General features: G+C 37.3%; 16 protein-coding genes and 1 other annotated feature. Of the genes, 3 read left to right on the top strand and 13 right to left on the bottom strand.

Annotated elements, in window-relative coordinates:
• Nucleotides 1-16: 16 nt before the first annotated feature.
• The 5 genes from MHH59_RS06000 to MHH59_RS05980 form a co-directional block, all read right to left on the bottom strand.
• Nucleotides 17-952 carry an ABC transporter ATP-binding protein gene (locus MHH59_RS06000; RefSeq protein WP_002086978.1) on the bottom strand — a complete coding sequence of 312 codons (936 nt, stop codon included), beginning with the start codon at nt 950-952 and terminating at the stop codon, nt 17-19.
• On the bottom strand, nt 945-1988 hold the full coding sequence (locus MHH59_RS05995; protein WP_002011337.1) for an ABC transporter ATP-binding protein: 1044 nt from the start codon (nt 1986-1988) through the stop codon (nt 945-947). Before MHH59_RS05995 ends, MHH59_RS06000 begins: the two co-directional genes overlap by 8 nt.
• An 18-nt stretch (nt 1989-2006) precedes the next feature.
• Nucleotides 2007-3023: an oligopeptide ABC transporter permease gene (opp3C, locus tag MHH59_RS05990; RefSeq protein ID WP_002188756.1), complete on the bottom strand. Its 1017-nt coding sequence runs from the start codon at nt 3021-3023 to the stop codon at nt 2007-2009.
• On the bottom strand, nt 3020-3949 hold the full coding sequence (gene opp3b / locus MHH59_RS05985; protein ID WP_000534165.1) for an oligopeptide ABC transporter permease: 930 nt from the start codon (nt 3947-3949) through the stop codon (nt 3020-3022). The genes opp3C and opp3b overlap by 4 nt, the downstream gene beginning before the upstream one ends.
• A 126-nt stretch (nt 3950-4075) precedes the next feature.
• Nucleotides 4076-5731, bottom strand: a complete 1656-nt coding sequence (locus MHH59_RS05980) for a peptide ABC transporter substrate-binding protein (RefSeq protein ID WP_002125925.1) — start codon at nt 5729-5731, stop codon at nt 4076-4078.
• Nucleotides 5732-6050: 319 nt separating this feature from the next.
• On the opposite strand from MHH59_RS05980, the gene MHH59_RS05975 reads away from it, so the two are divergent.
• Entirely contained in the window at nt 6051-6431 is a 381-nt protein-coding gene (locus MHH59_RS05975; protein WP_002125921.1) for a DUF3899 domain-containing protein, read from the top strand.
• Between the two features lie 104 nt (nt 6432-6535).
• Nucleotides 6536-6753 (top strand) — a binding site (T-box leader).
• 74 nt (nt 6754-6827) lie between these two features.
• A complete protein-coding gene (trpS, locus tag MHH59_RS05970; RefSeq protein WP_088044783.1) occupies nt 6828-7817 on the top strand; it encodes a tryptophan--tRNA ligase in 990 nt (329 codons plus the stop codon).
• A 268-nt stretch (nt 7818-8085) separates the two neighbouring features.
• On the opposite strand, the gene MHH59_RS05965 is transcribed toward trpS, so the two are convergent.
• The 7 genes from MHH59_RS05965 to MHH59_RS05935 form a co-directional block, all read right to left on the bottom strand.
• Entirely contained in the window at nt 8086-8832 is a 747-nt protein-coding gene (locus tag MHH59_RS05965) for a YjbA family protein (protein WP_002030367.1), read from the bottom strand.
• A 141-nt stretch (nt 8833-8973) separates the two neighbouring features.
• A complete protein-coding gene (locus MHH59_RS05960) occupies nt 8974-9765 on the bottom strand; it encodes a DUF2268 domain-containing protein (protein ID WP_002030365.1) in 792 nt (263 codons plus the stop codon).
• A 114-nt stretch (nt 9766-9879) separates the two neighbouring features.
• Nucleotides 9880-11118 carry a beta-ketoacyl-ACP synthase II gene (fabF, locus tag MHH59_RS05955; RefSeq protein ID WP_002030364.1) on the bottom strand — a complete coding sequence of 413 codons (1239 nt, stop codon included), beginning with the start codon at nt 11116-11118 and terminating at the stop codon, nt 9880-9882.
• A gap of 31 nt (nt 11119-11149) precedes the next feature.
• Nucleotides 11150-12082, bottom strand: a complete 933-nt coding sequence (gene fabH / locus MHH59_RS05950) for a beta-ketoacyl-ACP synthase III (protein ID WP_001100550.1) — start codon at nt 12080-12082, stop codon at nt 11150-11152.
• Between the two features lie 599 nt (nt 12083-12681).
• Entirely contained in the window at nt 12682-12858 is a 177-nt protein-coding gene (locus MHH59_RS05945) for a ComZ family protein (RefSeq protein ID WP_002011319.1), read from the bottom strand.
• 64 nt (nt 12859-12922) lie between these two features.
• Nucleotides 12923-13795 (bottom strand): NAD-dependent epimerase/dehydratase family protein, encoded by an 873-nt coding sequence (locus MHH59_RS05940; protein WP_002086991.1) that lies wholly within the window; start codon nt 13793-13795, stop codon nt 12923-12925.
• A 29-nt stretch (nt 13796-13824) separates the two neighbouring features.
• On the bottom strand, nt 13825-14559 hold the full coding sequence (locus MHH59_RS05935; protein ID WP_002030268.1) for a hydrolase: 735 nt from the start codon (nt 14557-14559) through the stop codon (nt 13825-13827).
• A 156-nt stretch (nt 14560-14715) separates the two neighbouring features.
• Here MHH59_RS05935 and MHH59_RS05930 point away from each other — a divergent pair, with 156 nt between their 5' ends.
• Nucleotides 14716-14898, top strand: a complete 183-nt coding sequence (locus MHH59_RS05930; protein WP_001211111.1) for a YjzD family protein — start codon at nt 14716-14718, stop codon at nt 14896-14898.
• Between the two features lie 33 nt (nt 14899-14931).
• Here the strand turns inward: MHH59_RS05930 and clpB are convergent, their stop codons facing one another.
• Nucleotides 14932-17532: an ATP-dependent chaperone ClpB gene (gene clpB, locus MHH59_RS05925; RefSeq protein ID WP_088038114.1), complete on the bottom strand. Its 2601-nt coding sequence runs from the start codon at nt 17530-17532 to the stop codon at nt 14932-14934.
• Nucleotides 17533-17639: the final 107 nt, after the last annotated feature.

Below are 17639 nucleotides of genomic sequence, written 5' to 3'. Positions count from 1 at the left end.
GAATGGCTCTACTTTATTATTGATAGATTTCTTTATATTTCTTATACTCTGCTTCAGAACATAATACAAAATGTCCTGGGCGAATTTCACGCATTGTTGGTGCTTCCTCACCATATTGATGTTGAGATGGATCGTATACGATACGTTTACGATTGCGCTCATAATCTGGATCTGGAAGCGGAATTGCAGATAGTAGTGATTTTGTATATGGATGCATTGGATTCGCATATAACTCTTCACTTGTTGTCAACTCAACGATTTGACCACGGTACATTACACCAATGCGATCACTAATGTATTTTACCATTGATAAATCATGGGCGATGAATAAGTATGTTAAACCTTTTTCTCTTTGTAACTGTTTCAGTAAGTTTACAACTTGCGCCTGAATCGATACGTCAAGTGCTGAGATTGGTTCATCAGCAATGATAAATTCAGGTTCTACAGCTAGCGCACGAGCGATACCGATACGTTGACGTTGTCCGCCTGAGAATTCATGCGGGAAACGGTTTGCGTGCTCTTTATTTAAACCAACTGTATTTAATAATTCATGAACACGGTCCATACGCTCTTTTTTGCCTTTTGCTAGTCCGTGAATATCAATACCTTCTGCAATAATATCCCCTACTGTCATACGAGGATTTAATGATGCATATGGATCTTGGAAAATCATTTGCATTTTACGGTTGAACTTCTTCAGCTCGGCACGTGATTTTTTACCATGTACATTTTCACCATCGAACAACACTTCACCAGCAGTTGCATCATATAAACGAATAATCGTTCTTCCAGTTGTCGATTTACCACAACCTGATTCTCCTACAAGACCAAATGTTTCTCCGCGGTAAATATCAAATGAAATATCATTAACCGCTTTGACAACACCACCACTCACGTCGAAGTGCTGCTTTACATTTTTTACTTCAATTAATTTCTCACGTTGTTTAGTCATGTTGTTCACCTGCTTTCATTTGAAGAATGCGTTTTTCAACGACTGCCGGTGGTTTTACTTCTGGAGCTTGCTCGTGAAGTAACCAAGTTGCCGCATAGTGTGTATCACTTACTTTAAATAAAGGTGGGTCCATTTCAAAATCAATTTTCAATGCCTGCGGGTTACGTGGTGCAAAAGCATCACCCTTTGGCGGTTTTAATAAGTCTGGAGGCGTTCCTGGAATCGCATATAGCTCGTCCTCTGCACCATCTAAGCTTGGCATAGATGCGATTAAGCCCCATGTGTATGGATGTTTTGGATTGTAGAAAATTTCATCAACAGTTCCAATTTCAACAACTTTACCAGCGTACATAACCGCAACTCGGTCTGCAACGTTTGCCACTACACCTAAGTCATGCGTAATGAAAATGATTGCTGCTTCTGTTTTTTGCTGAATGTCCTTCATAAGTTCTAAAATTTGCGCCTGAATTGTAACGTCTAGCGCTGTTGTCGGCTCATCGGCAATTAATAATTTCGGGTTACAAGCTAACGCCATCGCAATAACTACACGCTGTCTCATACCACCTGAGAATTGGTGAGGATATTGTTTTAAGCGCGCTTCTGGATTCGGAATACCTACAAGGTCGATTAATTCTAACGCAACTTTACGTGCATCTGCTTTACTCATCCCTTGGTGTTTAATAAGGCCTTCCATAATTTGATTTCCAATTGTCATCGTTGGGTTTAATGATGTCATTGGATCTTGGAAAATCATCGCAATATCTTTACCGCGTACTTGTTGCATTTCTTTTTCTGTTAGTTTCGTTAAGTCACGACCTTCAAATACGATTTCACCGTTTTTAATACGCCCTGGAGGATTCGGAATTAATCCCATTAACGCTTTAGAAGTAACTGATTTACCAGAACCAGATTCTCCTACAATCGCTAATGTTTCTCCTTTTTTCAAATCAAAAGTAACACCGCGTACAGCTTGTACTTCACCTGCATGTGTATCAAAGGAGACTTGCAAATCTTTTACCTCTAGCAATGTTTTCATTTTTACTTCTCCCCTCTTTTACTTACGCATTTTTGGATCTAACGCGTCGCGTAATCCGTCTGCAATTAAGTTGAATGCTAAGATTAACATACTGATGACAACCGCTGGGATGAACATCATATGTGGATACGTTTGAATTGATTTATAACCATCATTTACAAGAGAACCAAGTGATGCGAATGGTGGCTGAATACCTAGTCCGATGAAGCTTAAGAATGCTTCACCAAATACCGCTGTTGGAATTGTAAACATTGTCATTACGATAATTGGTCCCATTACGTTCGGAATTAAGTGCTTCACAATTAACTGTGTATTCGTTGCCCCTAATGTACGAGATGCTAATACATATTCTTGGTTTTTTAATTTTAGGATCTGTCCACGAACGATACGCGACATCCCTATCCAACCTGTAATTGCCATCGCAAGTGTAATTGACCAAATACCTGATCCCATAATGATTACCATTAAAATAACGATGATTAAGTATGGAATACCGTTAATGATCTCCATAATACGTTGCATAATATTATCTACTCTGCCGCCATAGAAGGCTGAAACACCTCCATATGCAACCCCAATTACTAAGTCAATCGCTGCTGCTAAAAGAGCGATATATAATGATACTCGTGTACCTTCCCATGTTCTTGTCCATAAATCACGGCCAAGATCATCTGTACCAAACCAGAAGTACTCTTTAATATCACGTTTTTCATATTGGTCAACACCATATTGATCTGTACCGTCAAATGGTAGCCAATGAACATTTTCAATCACTGGAATTTTCGGTGGCATTTTCGCACGACCTAAATCCTGCTCTTTATAAGAATGCTTACTTACCATCGGTCCTAAAATTGCTAGTAGTACAATAAGCATTAATAATACGAAACCAAACATTGCACCTTTATGTTGGAACAAACGTCTTCTTACATCTTGCCAAAACGTTAAGCTTGGACGGGCAATGACTTCATTATCAACATTACTCTGATTGGCTGGTTGAAATAAATCTGGAGATAATTTTTGTACATCTTTCATCATTTTTTCCCTCCCGCTAAACGAATACGAGGATCAATAATTCCGTATAAAATATCGACAATGAAAATAACTAAGATGAAGATCGCACTATAGAAAATTGTAGTTCCCATAATAACTGTATAGTCATTCACTGTAATCGATTTAACGAATTGTTCCCCAAGTCCAGGTACAGCGTAAATTTGCTCAATAACTAGTGTCCCTGTAATTAATCCTGCAACCATTGGTCCTAAAATTGTTACAACTGGAATTAATGCGTTACGCAGTGCGTGCTTGATAATGATAACGCCTTGGCTAATTCCTTTCGCTTTCGCTGTTAAAATGTAGTCTGCTTGCATAACCTCAATTAACTCTGCACGAGCGAAACGTGCAATTGTTGCGATAACTGCCATCGATAAGGCAATTGTAGGCATTACTGTAAACTCCGGTCCTTTCCAGAATGCTACTGGGAACCAACCAAGTTTTACCCCTACGAAATATTGTAGTAATGCGGCGAATACGAATGAGGGTACCGACATCCCGAGTACGGAAATAATTGTCGCCCCATAATCGACCCACGTATTGTTACGAAGCGCCGCAACGATTCCTAAAATTAAACCGATAAATGTTCCTAATATAATCGCTTGTAAACCAAGTTGTGCTGATGGTCCAATACGATCCACAATCATATCTGTTACTGGGCGGTTATCATATTGGAATGATACCCCTAAATCACCTTTTGCTAAGTTACCTAAGTAACGTGCATATTGAACTGGTACTGGATCATTTAATCCATATTTTTCAAGAATGATTTCTTTTTGTGCCGGTGATAGCTTCTCCTGGTTTTTAAGCGGAGAACCCGGTAGTAATTTCATCAAAAAGAAAGTCAGTGTAGTAATTAAAAATAATGTCAAAGCCATGTACACGAAACGTTTTAATACATAACGTCCCATAGTCAAGCACCTCCCCGTTTTTCTCAAAAGCAATAAGATAGTTTAAAATATTCTTACTTTTATTTTTTTAAAATAAGAGCATATGCCCATCATAGGCATATACCCTTGTAAACGATGGAAAAAAGATTATTTTTGTTCAACAGATGCCCATTTGTAAGTTAATCTACCACCATAGTTAATTGGGATAATATCTTTTACGGCACCTTTTACCACATATGCTGAACCTTTTTGGAAGATCGGAGTAATAACTGCATCCTCTTTAATTAATATTTTCTCTACTTCTAAAAGGTTGTTCCAGCGAGCTTGTAAATCTTTTGTATCTGTTTTTGCTTTTAGAATTAGCTCATCATATTTCGGATTAGAATATCCTGTTTTATTTTGTGAACCATTCGTAACAAACATATCTAAATATGAGACTGGATCTGGGAAGTCTGGACCCCAAATACCAAACGCCATATCATATTCTTGAGAGTCTTCTAACTTATTTTTTTGTGCGAATGGCTGCTGTTTAATTTTGATCGTTAAACCAGGTAAGTTCTTTTCCATCTCACCTTTTAAGAATTCGCCAATTTTTTTCGCATCTTCATTATCGAAGCTTAAGAATTCTAGTTCAATTTTATCAGTGCCAAGCTCTTTCTTTGCTGTTTCCCAAAGTTTTTTCGCTTCTTTTGAATCCGTTTCAACTAGATTTCCATTTTCAGCACGGAAGTCTTTTTTATTCGGACCTTCAGCGAAATCTTTTCCAACAAATCCGTAAGCACCGATTGCGCCGTTGTTTAAAATAACTTTTGCAATGTTATCACGGTCAAAGGACATTGAAATTGCTTTTCTTAAGTTTTTATTACTCAAATACTTATTATTTTGATTAAATCTTAAGTAGGCAACTCCAGCTTCTTTTCGTGTTTGGAACTCTGGAGTTTGTCTAAATTTATCAACAAATTCCGATGTTAGAGCCGCACGATCAATCGAATTTGTCTCATATAAATTTACATCAGTCGATGTATTTTTCACAATATTGAAATTTATCTCTTCGATTTTAACCGTCTTGTTATCCCAATATGATGGGTTCTTCTTAAATTGGAAGCTTTGTTCATGTTTCCAATCACTCATAACGAATGGCCCGTTATATAATGTTGTATTTGCCTCTAAACCAAACTTATCACCTTGTGATTTCACAAAGTTCTCATTTAGTGGGTAGAACACCGGATAAACCGTTAAATCAATAAAGTAAGGAACGGGATTGTCTAATTCCACTTCTAATGTATAATCATCAATCGCCTTTACACCTAATTGGTCAGCAGGTAATTCTTTTTTATGAATTTTTTCTGCATTTTTAATATCGAACATAATGTATGAATACGTCGCTTTTGTATCTGGATTTACTGCTCTTTTCCATGAATACACAAAGTCTTTCGCTGTTACAGGTTCCCCATTCGACCATTTCGCATCTTTTCTTAACTTAAATATGTATTTCTTCCCATCATCTAGCTTTTGGACATCTTCAGCAATCCCAGGCATTCTCTTTTGATCTTTGCCAGTACGATATAAACCTTCCATCGTATTATTTAATGCTGTTGAAGATGCAGAATCTGATGCTAACGATGCATCCATTGATGGAATTTCAGATAACTCTGTTAAATTAAGAATCTGTTTTCCGTTACTACTACTAGTAGTGTTTTCTTTTCCTTTTGCTTTAGCGTCCTCTTTCTGGTAGCTACACGCGCCAAGCAACATACTTGCCGTTAAAGTTGATGCAAGTAATAACGGTATCTTTTTCTTCATGTTGTGTTGCCTCCCCTAATTGCACTTACTGTACCCTCACTTGTAGAAAAGTAGAATTGAAAGAATAATCTCCAAGTTTCTACAATTTTCATTATACATATAATATGACGATTGTGAATATAGTTTTTTGTTTTTTTGTTAAAATTTTTAATAAAATGTTTATATTTTAAATTTTTTGTAAAGGGATACGGTAACATTGCTACCATCATCTTGAAATTAGAACCTCAATTGCGTATAATTTTCAAAAAATTATTTATATTACTTATTATAACTTTTATAGTATAATAATTCTAGTAATATTTTGACGGAGGGGAATATTTTGAATAAAGTTTTTTTTCATACTTGTATACTATTTTTGGTTGCGATAATCGCTTCTAGTGTGGGCGCATTCCTCGTTTCATCTCATTTTTTGTTGAATTTTGTCAACATCTCATTCTATATTGCATTGTTTTTTATTCTTATAGGTGGTTTTTTATTCATATTTCAAAACGGATTTTTTAACGTAACAATTTACGCATTCCAAAGAGTATTTGGTACGAATAAAAAAATTGACTCTTTAATTGAAGAAGCAGAGGAACCTATCGATAAGAAAGAACGTATTTATAAAACATATTCATTCAAATGGACGTATCCGATTTGTATTACCGGTATCGTACTTGGGTTGTTCTCGATCCTCATTAGCTTTACTATTTTGATGTAGTTTGCAAACACTATTCCATATGATATAATAATCAGCAAAACATTTTGTTATAAAACTTTAGTCCTTTCATATAAAAGGGCTCAGTTAACAATAAATAAATTTATATGTATGCGATGATAAAGAAGAGTACATATTGGAGCAATTTCAGAGAGCTTGTGGCTGGTGTGAACAAGTAATTGTACAGTATGGAATGGGCTTTTGAGCACCAAACCGAACCGAAAGTAGTAGGCTTTGGCGTTATATCCAGACGTTATTATGGATCTTGAGAGATTTCACAGCTGTGAAATAATTAGGGTGGTACCGCGGTCCATTCGTCCCTATGTAATTTGGGATGAATGGGCTTTTTTGTATGCCTTCTCTTCCCCATCGCACATTCAATTTTAGGAGGAATTACTTATGTCAGTTATCTTTTCTGGTATTCAGCCAAGCGGAACAATTACACTTGGAAACTATTTAGGAGCTATGAAGCAATTTACAGAGCTTCAAAATGAACACGACTGTTATTTCTGTATTGTAAACCAACATGCGATTACAGTACCTCAAGATCCCGTACAACTTCGTAAAAACATTCGCAGTCTTGCTGCACTTTATGTAGCATGTGGCATCGATCCTGAAAAAGCTACTTTATTTGTACAATCAGAAGTACCAGCACACGCTCAACTAGGATGGATTATGCAATCAGTTGCTTACGTTGGAGAATTAGAGCGTATGACGCAATATAAAGATAAATCTTCTGGTAGAGATTCAGTTCCAGCTGGATTACTAACGTATCCACCATTAATGGCTGCTGATATTTTACTTTACAACACTGAAATCGTACCTGTTGGTGATGATCAAAAACAACATATGGAATTAACACGCGACCTAGCAGAGCGTTTCAACAAACGCTTCCGTGAAGTGTTCACTGTTCCTGAGATTCGTATTCCAAAAGTAGGAGCTCGCGTTATGTCATTAACAGAACCTACGAAAAAAATGAGTAAATCTGATCCGAATCCAAAAGCAATGATCAGTATGCTTGATGAACCAAAAACAATTGAAAAGAAAATTAAAAGTGCTGTAACTGATTCTGAAGGTATCGTGAAATTTGATAAAGAAAACAAACCTGGAATCTCTAACTTATTAACAATCTACTCTTCATTCTCTGGAAAAACAGTTGAAGAGATAGAAGCAATGTACGAAGGAAAAGGATACGGAGACTTCAAAGGCGACCTAGCACAAGTAGTCGTAGAAGCAATTCGTCCAATCCAAGAAAAATATAACGAACTAATCAACTCACCAGAACTAGACGAAATTCTAGACAAAGGTGCAGAAAAAGCAAACCGCGTTGCATTCAAACAACTACGCAAAGTAGAAAACGCAATGGGATTAAGTAGAAAACGTAGGTAACTTATAAAGCGGAGGCAGCTCGTTCAGCTCTGACTGGCTAAGGTTCTTTCGCATAGAAGACGCTTTTTGTCTTCTTATGCGGAAGGTTCTTAGACACGAAGAGCTTGCTGCCAGAGCTGGATTACTACATAAAGCGGAAGCGGCTCGTTCAGAATGTGAGGAGGATGGAGTTCCTGACGCAGAGGCGTTTTTTGCCTCGCAGGAAGGCGCGAAGCCACCGAACATTCTTGGTCACCTCCATAAAAAAAACCGCCAATTGGCGGTTTTTTTAATTTACCTTCTGCTCATTTTCCATTTCCCATAACTTTTCAAAAAACGGCTGTCCTTTTACAAGGCGCTCACATAATTGCTCGTGCTTCTCAGACCATCCAGTTTTCGCTTCATCATAAAGTTTAGCCCAAACATCTTCAAACTCCATATGTTGGACCATTCCGTACGCTGATGGATCCCACTCTGTGAACCAATAGCGAATTTCAGCTGGATTTTTCGTTGTATGTAATTGATCTAATGCCATAAATAATAATTGTTTTAACTGTCTTTCTTTACGAGTTAGGCCGTTCATAATGAAAGGCGACGGCGATAAAATATGATGTTCTTTTTCAATCTCTTCCACTTGGAACTCATACTTTTCTGCTTGCACATTCTCTACCATCTCATATACCATCTGTTCTTGACGCGGTATAAGCCTACTTTTTCTAATTGGCACATTATAGCCGATTGAATCAATCGCAATAATTCCTTTTCCATCTGTAACTACAAAACAATATTCTTGTTGCAAACGTTCGTGATTTTTACGAATATAAGCCTTATGATATACGTCTTCCAATAATTTTTGCGGAAGCTCTAATAATTCGTTCTCGATGTAATGATATAATGTGGCATCTACTTTTAATAATGGCACTTGATCTAATAGCTCAATCGTATCATCTTTCCGCCATTCGTAAAAATGACAAACGTTATACCCATTCTCTTCACCTTCAAACCAATTTACCCATACATCATGTAGATATAACATTCACTACCCCTCACTTCACTACTGTTTGTACCAATCATTATGTTCAGTTTTGCTTAACTTTATTCCACTTGAGGAAATATATTCTAATTATTATTTTTTCTTCTATAATATTAAAAAAACAGGAGATAGCTCCCCTGTTTTTCATGAAACATGAAATGTATTTGCTTTATTCAATATTTCTTTCGCATCTATAGATAATAAAGAAAGTGTATTTTCTCCTTCAAATGCTACACAATCTTTCACAATATGAAATCCAAGTGCATAGCCAAGCATTTTCGGATACGAGTGCAGTCCATTTAATAAAACATCATGCTCCCTCGTACCTCTCTTTACGCCTATTCGTTCTTGTATTGAATTCCTCCAATAATAAATAGCATCTTCTTTTGAAATGTAAGTAGTCCACGGTGCACATCTTTTTTCTGTATACCTTTCATACACAGCTTGCTCAGCTAACCCTTCCATAATCATCGTATCAAGTAATGTATACTCTGTTTCTTTCGTCTCAATTTGATGTAACCTACATATATGATGGTATTCATGCGTTAATAAAGCTTTTAGTTCCTCTACTGAATTACGTCCACATACGAATAAGAAAATAACGTGACGCATAGATAAGCCAGCCTTCCCGTTATATTCCTCTTGTACAGTTCGATTGTATGAATCTGATAATAAAATAAAGATAGGGACATCTGGACCTTTTAGCCAACCTTTCAATTTTTCATACTCCATGCTAAGTTCTTTCCAAATTTCTTTCTTCTCTAACTCTTTAATTTCCTGCTCCCCCCGCATTACTGGGCGATACATACCTTTAGAGATTAAAAAGCGATACAGCCTCTCTTTTGGCAATGGAATATACTTTGTAAATTTCTCACAAAGCTTCTCTGGACGTCCATAATACAGATGTAACCATTCTGCCGTTTCAACAACCCCCACCTTCATCCCTCCTTTTCTTATGTATATGCAAAAAAGAAAGGAACGTAAAGGTGATTAAAAATAAATAAGGTGTCTTTTCGTAATACTTTACGAAAAGACACCTTATTGTACATATTATTTATATGCTTTAAATACTAATACTGCGTTATGACCACCGAATCCTAATGAATTACTTAATACAGCTCGCACTTCTTGATGCCTCGCTGTATTTGGTACGTAATCTAAATCACATTCTGGATCTGGTGTTTCATAGTTAATCGTCGGAGGAATTACTCCGTCTGTAATTGATTTAATAGAGAAGATCGCTTCAACAGCACCAGCTGCTCCTAATAAATGACCTGTCATTGATTTCGTTGAGCTAATCGCTACTTTATATGCATGCTCACCGAAAGTTTCTTTAATTGCCATCGTTTCATACTTTTCATTTGCATCTGTACTTGTACCATGTGCATTAATGTAATCAATATCTTTTGGCTCTAGACCTGCATCAGCTAAAGCTTGACGCATCGCACGAACTCCGCCTTCACCGCCAGGAGCAGGCATTGTAATATGGAACGCATCACCAGTTGCACCGTAACCAGCAATTTCCGCATAAATGTGAGCACCACGTGCTAATGCGTGCTCTAATTCTTCAAGAATAAGAATTCCTGATCCTTCACCCATTACGAAACCGCTACGATTTTTATCGAATGGGCGGCAAGCCGTTGCTGGATCTTCATTGAATGTTAATGCTTTCGCTGAGCTAAACCCAGCGAATGCCATACTTGTTAATGGCGCTTCTGCTCCGCCTGTTATCATCGCATCAGCATCACCGCGCTGGATTACTTTAAACGCATCACCAATTGAGTTTGCTCCAGATGCACAAGCTGTTACAGAGCAAGTATTAATTCCTTTCGCTCCTGTAGCGATTGACACTTGACCTGCTGCCATATCTGGAATCATCATTGGTACGAAGAATGGGCTCACGCGGCGCGGACCTTTTTCAGTAAAAATCTTAAATTGTTCTTCGTATGTTTCCATACCACCAATACCAGAACCAACCCATACACCAATGCGTGGTGCATTTTCTTCTGTAATTTCAAGCTTCGCATCCGCAACTGCCATTTTCGCTGCTGCTACTGCATATTGCGTAAAGCGGTCCATACGGCGCGCTTCTTTTTTATCTATATATTTTTCGACTTCAAAGTCGTTAATTTCTGCTGCTACTTTTGCAGGAATTTGTTCTGAATCTATTCTTGTAAGTCGTCCGATTCCGGATACACCGTTTTTAATGTTTTCCCAAGCTGTTTCAACATCTGTTCCGATCGGTGTAACAGCTCCTAGCCCTGTAATTACGACCCTCTTTTTTTCCATACAAAATACACTCCTTTTTTTCTCTCAGTCCTTATTTACCCCAACGAAGAGCTACTGCTCCCCATGTTAACCCGCCGCCAAAACCGACTAGTATAATTAAATCACCATCTTGAATACGTCCATTTTGCAATTCCTCTACCATTGCAATTGGAATTGAAGAAGCCGATGTATTACCGAACTTTTCAATTGTCATACTCATTTTTTCTTTCGGTAAATTTAATCTTTCTCTTGCAGATTCCATAATACGAATATTCGCTTGATGTGGTACTAAGAAGTCCACATCCTCTTTCGTAAGTCCCGCTTTTTCTAACACGCGAAGACAGGAATCACCAAGTTGGCGAACAGCAAATTTAAAGACTTCTCTGCCGTTCATCATAACATACTCGTCTTGATAAAGATGCTTACCGCCACTTCCGTCCGCTCCTAATTCAAAAGAAAGTACACCTTTTCCTTCCGAAACAGCTCCCATTACGATAGCACCTGCTCCGTCCCCAAATAGTACTGCTGTATTTCGATCGTTCCAGTCTACAATTTTAGATAGTTTGTCACTACCAACTACTAATACATTTTTATAAGTTCCCGTTTGAATAAATTGCTGCGCTGTAATCATTCCGTACATAAAGCCAGCACATGCTGCACTTAAATCCATTGCTGCTGCGTGTTTTGCGCCAATTGCTTCTTGGATTACACAAGCTACTGCTGGGAATGCGCGATCTGGCGTTACTGTTGCCACTAAAATAAGATCGATATCCTCTCCGCTAATCCCGGCATCTTCAAGTGCTTTTTTAGAAGCCTCTACCGCCATATATGAAGTATCTATTGTATCATCGGCAATGCGTCTTTCTGCAATTCCCGTTCTCGTACGAATCCATTCATCAGATGTATCTACGATTTTCTCTAAATCGTGATTTGTGACTACTTTTTCTGGCACATATCTTCCGATCCCTAAAATGCCCACGTTCACATCGCAGCCCTCCGTTTTATATCAATTATTATGACTTGGTACTAATTTTAAAACATAAATGTACTTTTGTCTAGAATATATTTCAGCTAAAAAAATAAGACAGCGTATTACTAACTTTATTTTTCATTAAAAGAAACAGAAAAATCCCTATCCTTTCAAAAGATAAACTTCCCAATACTTTTGACCTTACTCCGCTCGCAACAAAAAAAGCCCTTACCGCTTCTATCCACAGCTCGAGCCTCTCTCCCATCAAAAAAGAAGGATTTGGTTTTATTCTTTATCTGCTTTCCCTTCAAAACTAAGACCTTCTCCTCATAACCTTTCCCTTTAACCTCATCATCTCTCTGGTATTACCTCGCTCGAAATAAAAAAAGGCCCTTACCGCTTCTATCCACGGTTCGAGCCTCTCTTCCATCAAAAAAGAAGGGTTTGGTTTTATTCTTTATCTGCTTTCCTTCAAAACTAAGACGTTCTCCTCATAACCTTTCCCTTTAACCTCATCATCTCTCTGGTATTACCTCGCTCGAAATAAAAAAAGGCCCTTACCGCTTCTATCCACGGTTCGAGCCTCTCTTCCATCAAAAAAGAAGGGTTTGGTTTTATTCTTTATCTGCTTTCCCAAGCTCATATGCTTCGCCCATTACTTTCATCAATAGCTCTAACACCGGCTGTGCTTTCTCCATATCAAGTGCAATTCCATTAGAATCTAAAATTGCCTTTGCTTCTGGTAAATGCTTCATTGCGATTTGTAAAAATTGCATACTTTTTTCGTTCATGTAATCTCTTCCTCTCCATTAAAGCTTTTCAATCAATTATCCATACAATAGTGTAACATGCATGCTACCCTTCGTATAACTCTTTATATTTTTTCATATGTGCCAATTGTTTATTTAAACCGAATTCTACTGGTGTATTTTTTTGAATAGAAATAACCTCTACAGCTTCATCCCTTACTTCCACATTTTTGTTATTTACTTTATCATCTGCATGTAAAAGACTCATACCTTTTTCCCATAACTCTTCTTTTCCACTAAGTAAATTATATATACCGAGGTGTTTTACATTCATTCCATTTTCCCATAAATATTCACATACATCTTCAACGTAAAGTAAATCACTTCCTTTTTCTCCATTTATACAACGGCACTCTTTTTCATCAAGTTCTGATAAAATAAGCTGATGATACATCATAAACGACGGTTGCCACGGCCCATATAATGTAGGAACTCGATATGCACTATATTGTAATTCGCCTTTTTTCAACCCTTCTTCCACTTTCGAAAATAGATGTTTGTTTTCGGATTCTTCAGTGCTTCCTATTTCAATAGAAGAAATTAGATTTAACTTTACTTTATTTTTTTCACACATCCTTACGATTCGTTTTAAATATTGTAATATGACCCTTTCATTCCGAAATCCACTTTGCTGATTCGGCTCATACAAGCAAAAATAAACTGTATCGAAACTCTCTTCCTCTACCGATCGCCATCCGTCTTCATCCCTTATAGAATAGTACGTAAATAACGCATTCCGCCCAATCAACAATAATTTCTCTTCATTAATTTTTGTCATACTATCAAATTCATCAAAATCAAGACCATATACTTCTACTTCTTCTGCAATCATTTTATTCACAAGGTGATAACCTACAAACGTAAGTGCACCTATAATCAGCACGCGTTTCATACCACCAACCCTTTCCCCTTGAAACAAATAGCTCCTCATTTATGTATATGGGAGCTTCACAATTCTTCTTCATATTTTTTAAAGAAATCAGTCGTTTGTCTAACCATTTTATATTTCACATCTTGCAGATGGAATAAAACAGAAGTATCGCATTGATTGAATTGCCTCATTTTCTCGTATTTACGTAACAATTGTTTTCTTCCTCTTTTTTCCTGTGTTGAGACAAAAACTTTAACAGGTACACAAGACGGCAGAAGCGCAAATGATTTCTTATTTATTTTTGATTCTAATTCTTCTTCTTTGGAATCATACGCCAAACTTAATTCCTTCACTAATCTTTTGTAAAAAAACTTATGCTCTTTCTCAAAATCCACATATTCTGGTAAATCTAAACACGGATTTAACATAACGACAGAACGTATACATTCAGGGTATTTGTTCATCATCTCCAGTGCTACAAGCGCTCCCATACCATCTGCCATAATGTGCATTTTCGCATTCAACGTCTCTTTTCTTAGAACGACATCATACAAACGTTTTGCAAGACGAACAGCTCGATCGTTTCCCCAATGCCTTCCGTATAAGTTAGATGAAAAGACCGTATAGCCTTTTTCAATAAGGCCCTGTAAAAAATAAGCTCTCCCTGCATGCTGTGTCCATAAACTTGTACCATTCTCAATAAAATAGTTATAATCTCCTAGGAGCATAACAGAAAATCCATTTGGCTTTTCCGGTAAATAAATTACACATGGTTCTTTTTCTAAGTAAAAAAAACGTTCCGTAATACTCATTTTTCCCCCGCCTTATTTTCTAAACGTATAAAAGTACTCTTTTATAATGTATGAACAGAATGCAAATTTGCGTTGAAAAATCTACAAATATTTTTCTATATTCTTTTTTCAATTGTGTTACAATAAGGACAGATTGAACGAATAGAGGTGTAAAATATGCGTTTCATTTGGGCATTAATTTGGTCGTTCGCACTTGTACATATGATGAGCTATGTAATCGGCTCTATGACTGGCGGTACATACGATTTTAACCAAGCGTCTATTTTCTCAGTTGTTCTTGCGGTATTAGTATTAGCGATTGCAGCTGCGATTCCAAACGAGCCAGTAGAACAACACTAAAAAAAGAGTCCGGATTTTATCCGAACTCTTTTTTTACTTTACATGAACGACTAATTCGTTATTTTCTACATCAACCACTACGTGACTATTGTCAGTAATCACTCCTGCAATTAATTCTCTCGCTAATTTCGTCTCAACTTGACGCTGTACGTATCGTTTTAACGGACGAGCTCCGTACAGCGGATCGAATCCAGCTTCTACAACAAATTCTTTTGCAGATTCCGTCAATTCTAATGATATGTGGCGATCTGCTAAACGCCCTTGTAATTCTTGTACAATCTTATCAACAATATCTTTAATTTCATTCCTTGTAAGAGGTTTGAATAAAATAATTTCATCGACACGGTTTAAGAATTCTGGTCGGAAATGTCCTCTTAATTGTCCCATTACAAGTTCTCTTGACTCTTCTTTAATAGAACCATCTTCTTCTAGCCCTTCTAATAAGTGAGCAGATCCAATATTTGAAGTCATAATAATAACCGTATTTTTAAAGTCTACTGTACGTCCTTGTGAATCTGTAATGCGTCCATCGTCTAACATTTGTAATAAAATGTTGAATACTTCTGGATGTGCTTTTTCGATTTCATCTAACAAAATAACAGAATACGGTTTACGTCTTACTGCTTCTGTTAATTGACCACCTTCTTCATATCCAACATATCCAGGAGGCGCTCCAATTAAGCGTGACACCGCGTGTTTCTCCATATACTCAGACATATCGATACGAATCATTTGCTCTTCACTGTCAAATAATGTTTGCGCTAACGTTTTTGCAAGCTCAGTTTTACCAACACCTGTAGGGCCTAAGAAAATAAATGAACCAATTGGACGATTCGGATCTTTAATACCAGCGCGAGCACGAAGTACTGCGTCTGATACAAGGCTTACCGCTTCCTCTTGACCGATAACACGCTCTGATAAAATTTGTTCAAGACGTAATAATTTCTCACGTTCACCTTCAACAAGTTTTGCGACAGGAATACCAGTCCACCTTGAAACAATGTCTGCAATTTCTTCTTCACTTACTTCCTCGCGTAATAAACGATTCTCTTGTTTATTATGTGCACCCATCTCTTCCGCTTCTTTTAACTCTTTTTCGATAGCTGGAATTTTCCCGTGGCGAAGCTCAGCCGCTTTATTTAAATCGTAATTTCCTTCTGCTTCTTCTAACTCACGGCGCAAGCGCTCTAAATGTTCACGTAAGTCACGCACTTTATGAATGTCTTCTTTTTCTTTCTCCCATTTCGCTCTCATACTACTTGCAACTTCTTTTAAATCCGATAATTCACGTTGCAATGTTTTTAGGCGCTCTTGACTACCTAAGTCCTTTTCTTTCCCAAGAGCAGCTTCTTCAATTTCCAGCTGCATAATGCGGCGCGTTACTTCATCTAGTTCTGTTGGCATAGAATCAATTTCTGTTCGAATTGTTGCACAAGCTTCATCAACAAGATCAATTGCTTTATCGGGCAAGAAACGATCCGAAATATATCGATCTGATAAAACAGATGCCGCTACAATCGCGCGATCATGAATATTTACACCGTGATAAATTTCAAAACGCTCTTTTAAACCACGTAAAATGGAAATTGTATCCTCAACAGTTGGCTCTTCTGCTAACACTTGTTGGAAACGTCTTTCTAACGCTGGATCTTTCTCAATATATTTACGGTATTCATCTAATGTCGTTGCCCCGATACAATGCAGTTCACCACGCGCTAGCATTGGTTTTAACATATTTCCCGCATCCATCGCTCCTTCTGTTTTACCAGCGCCGACGATTGTATGAAGTTCATCAATGAATAATAAAATGCGACCTTCACTCTTTTTAATTTCATTTAATACAGCTTGCAGACGTTCTTCAAACTCACCGCGGAATTTTGCTCCGGCCACAAGTGCACTCATATCTAAAGCGAAAATTGTTCTATCTTTTAATCCTTCTGGGACATCTTTTTTCACAATACGCTGCGCTAATCCTTCAACGATTGCTGTTTTACCAACACCTGGCTCTCCGATTAAAACGGGGTTATTTTTCGTTTTGCGTGAAAGAATGCGGATCACGCGGCGAATTTCACTATCTCTGCCAATTACAGGATCAATTTTCCCCGCTCTTACTTCAGCCACTAAATCACGGCCATATTTTTCTAACGCTTCATAAGTTGCTTCTGGATTTTGACTAGTCACTCTTTGATTCCCCCGAACTGTCATTAAAGACTGTAATAAGTTATCTTTCGTAATATAAAATTTTGCGAATAATTGATTTATATCGCCTTTTTCTTCAGAAAAAGCAAGTAATACATGTTCGATTGAAATGTAGTCATCTCGCAATTTCTCCGCTTCTTTTCCTGCTCTTACAAGCAGTTGTTGCAAAGCACCTGTTACATATAATTTCCCTGCCTCTGCCCCGCTTCCAGTTACAGAAGGCTTTTTCTTAATTAAACTTTCTACACCTTGCTTTAACGCTTCTATATCGACATTCATTTTTTGAAAAATACGTACCGTTAATCCGTCTTGTTGCTCTAATAACGTAAGCAATAGATGAACAGTATCTACTTCTTGATGATGATGAGATACCGCTAAAGATTGAGCACTCATAATCGCTTCCTGTGTTTTCGTTGTCATTTGATTTAAGTCCATCTTTACAGCCCTCCAAATGTTTGACTTTCTTTGACCTTTGATTTGATTATACGCCAACTGACTTTTTTATACAATAATTTTGCTTATGTAGTTCAAACTTATTATCG

Origin of the sequence: Bacillus sp. FSL E2-0195 (assembly GCF_038003645.1) — a bacterium.
In the GTDB taxonomy this organism is placed as follows: Bacteria; Bacillota; Bacilli; order Bacillales; family Bacillaceae_G; genus Bacillus_A; species Bacillus_A mycoides.
This window is presented reverse-complemented; position numbering and strand designations above follow the sequence as displayed.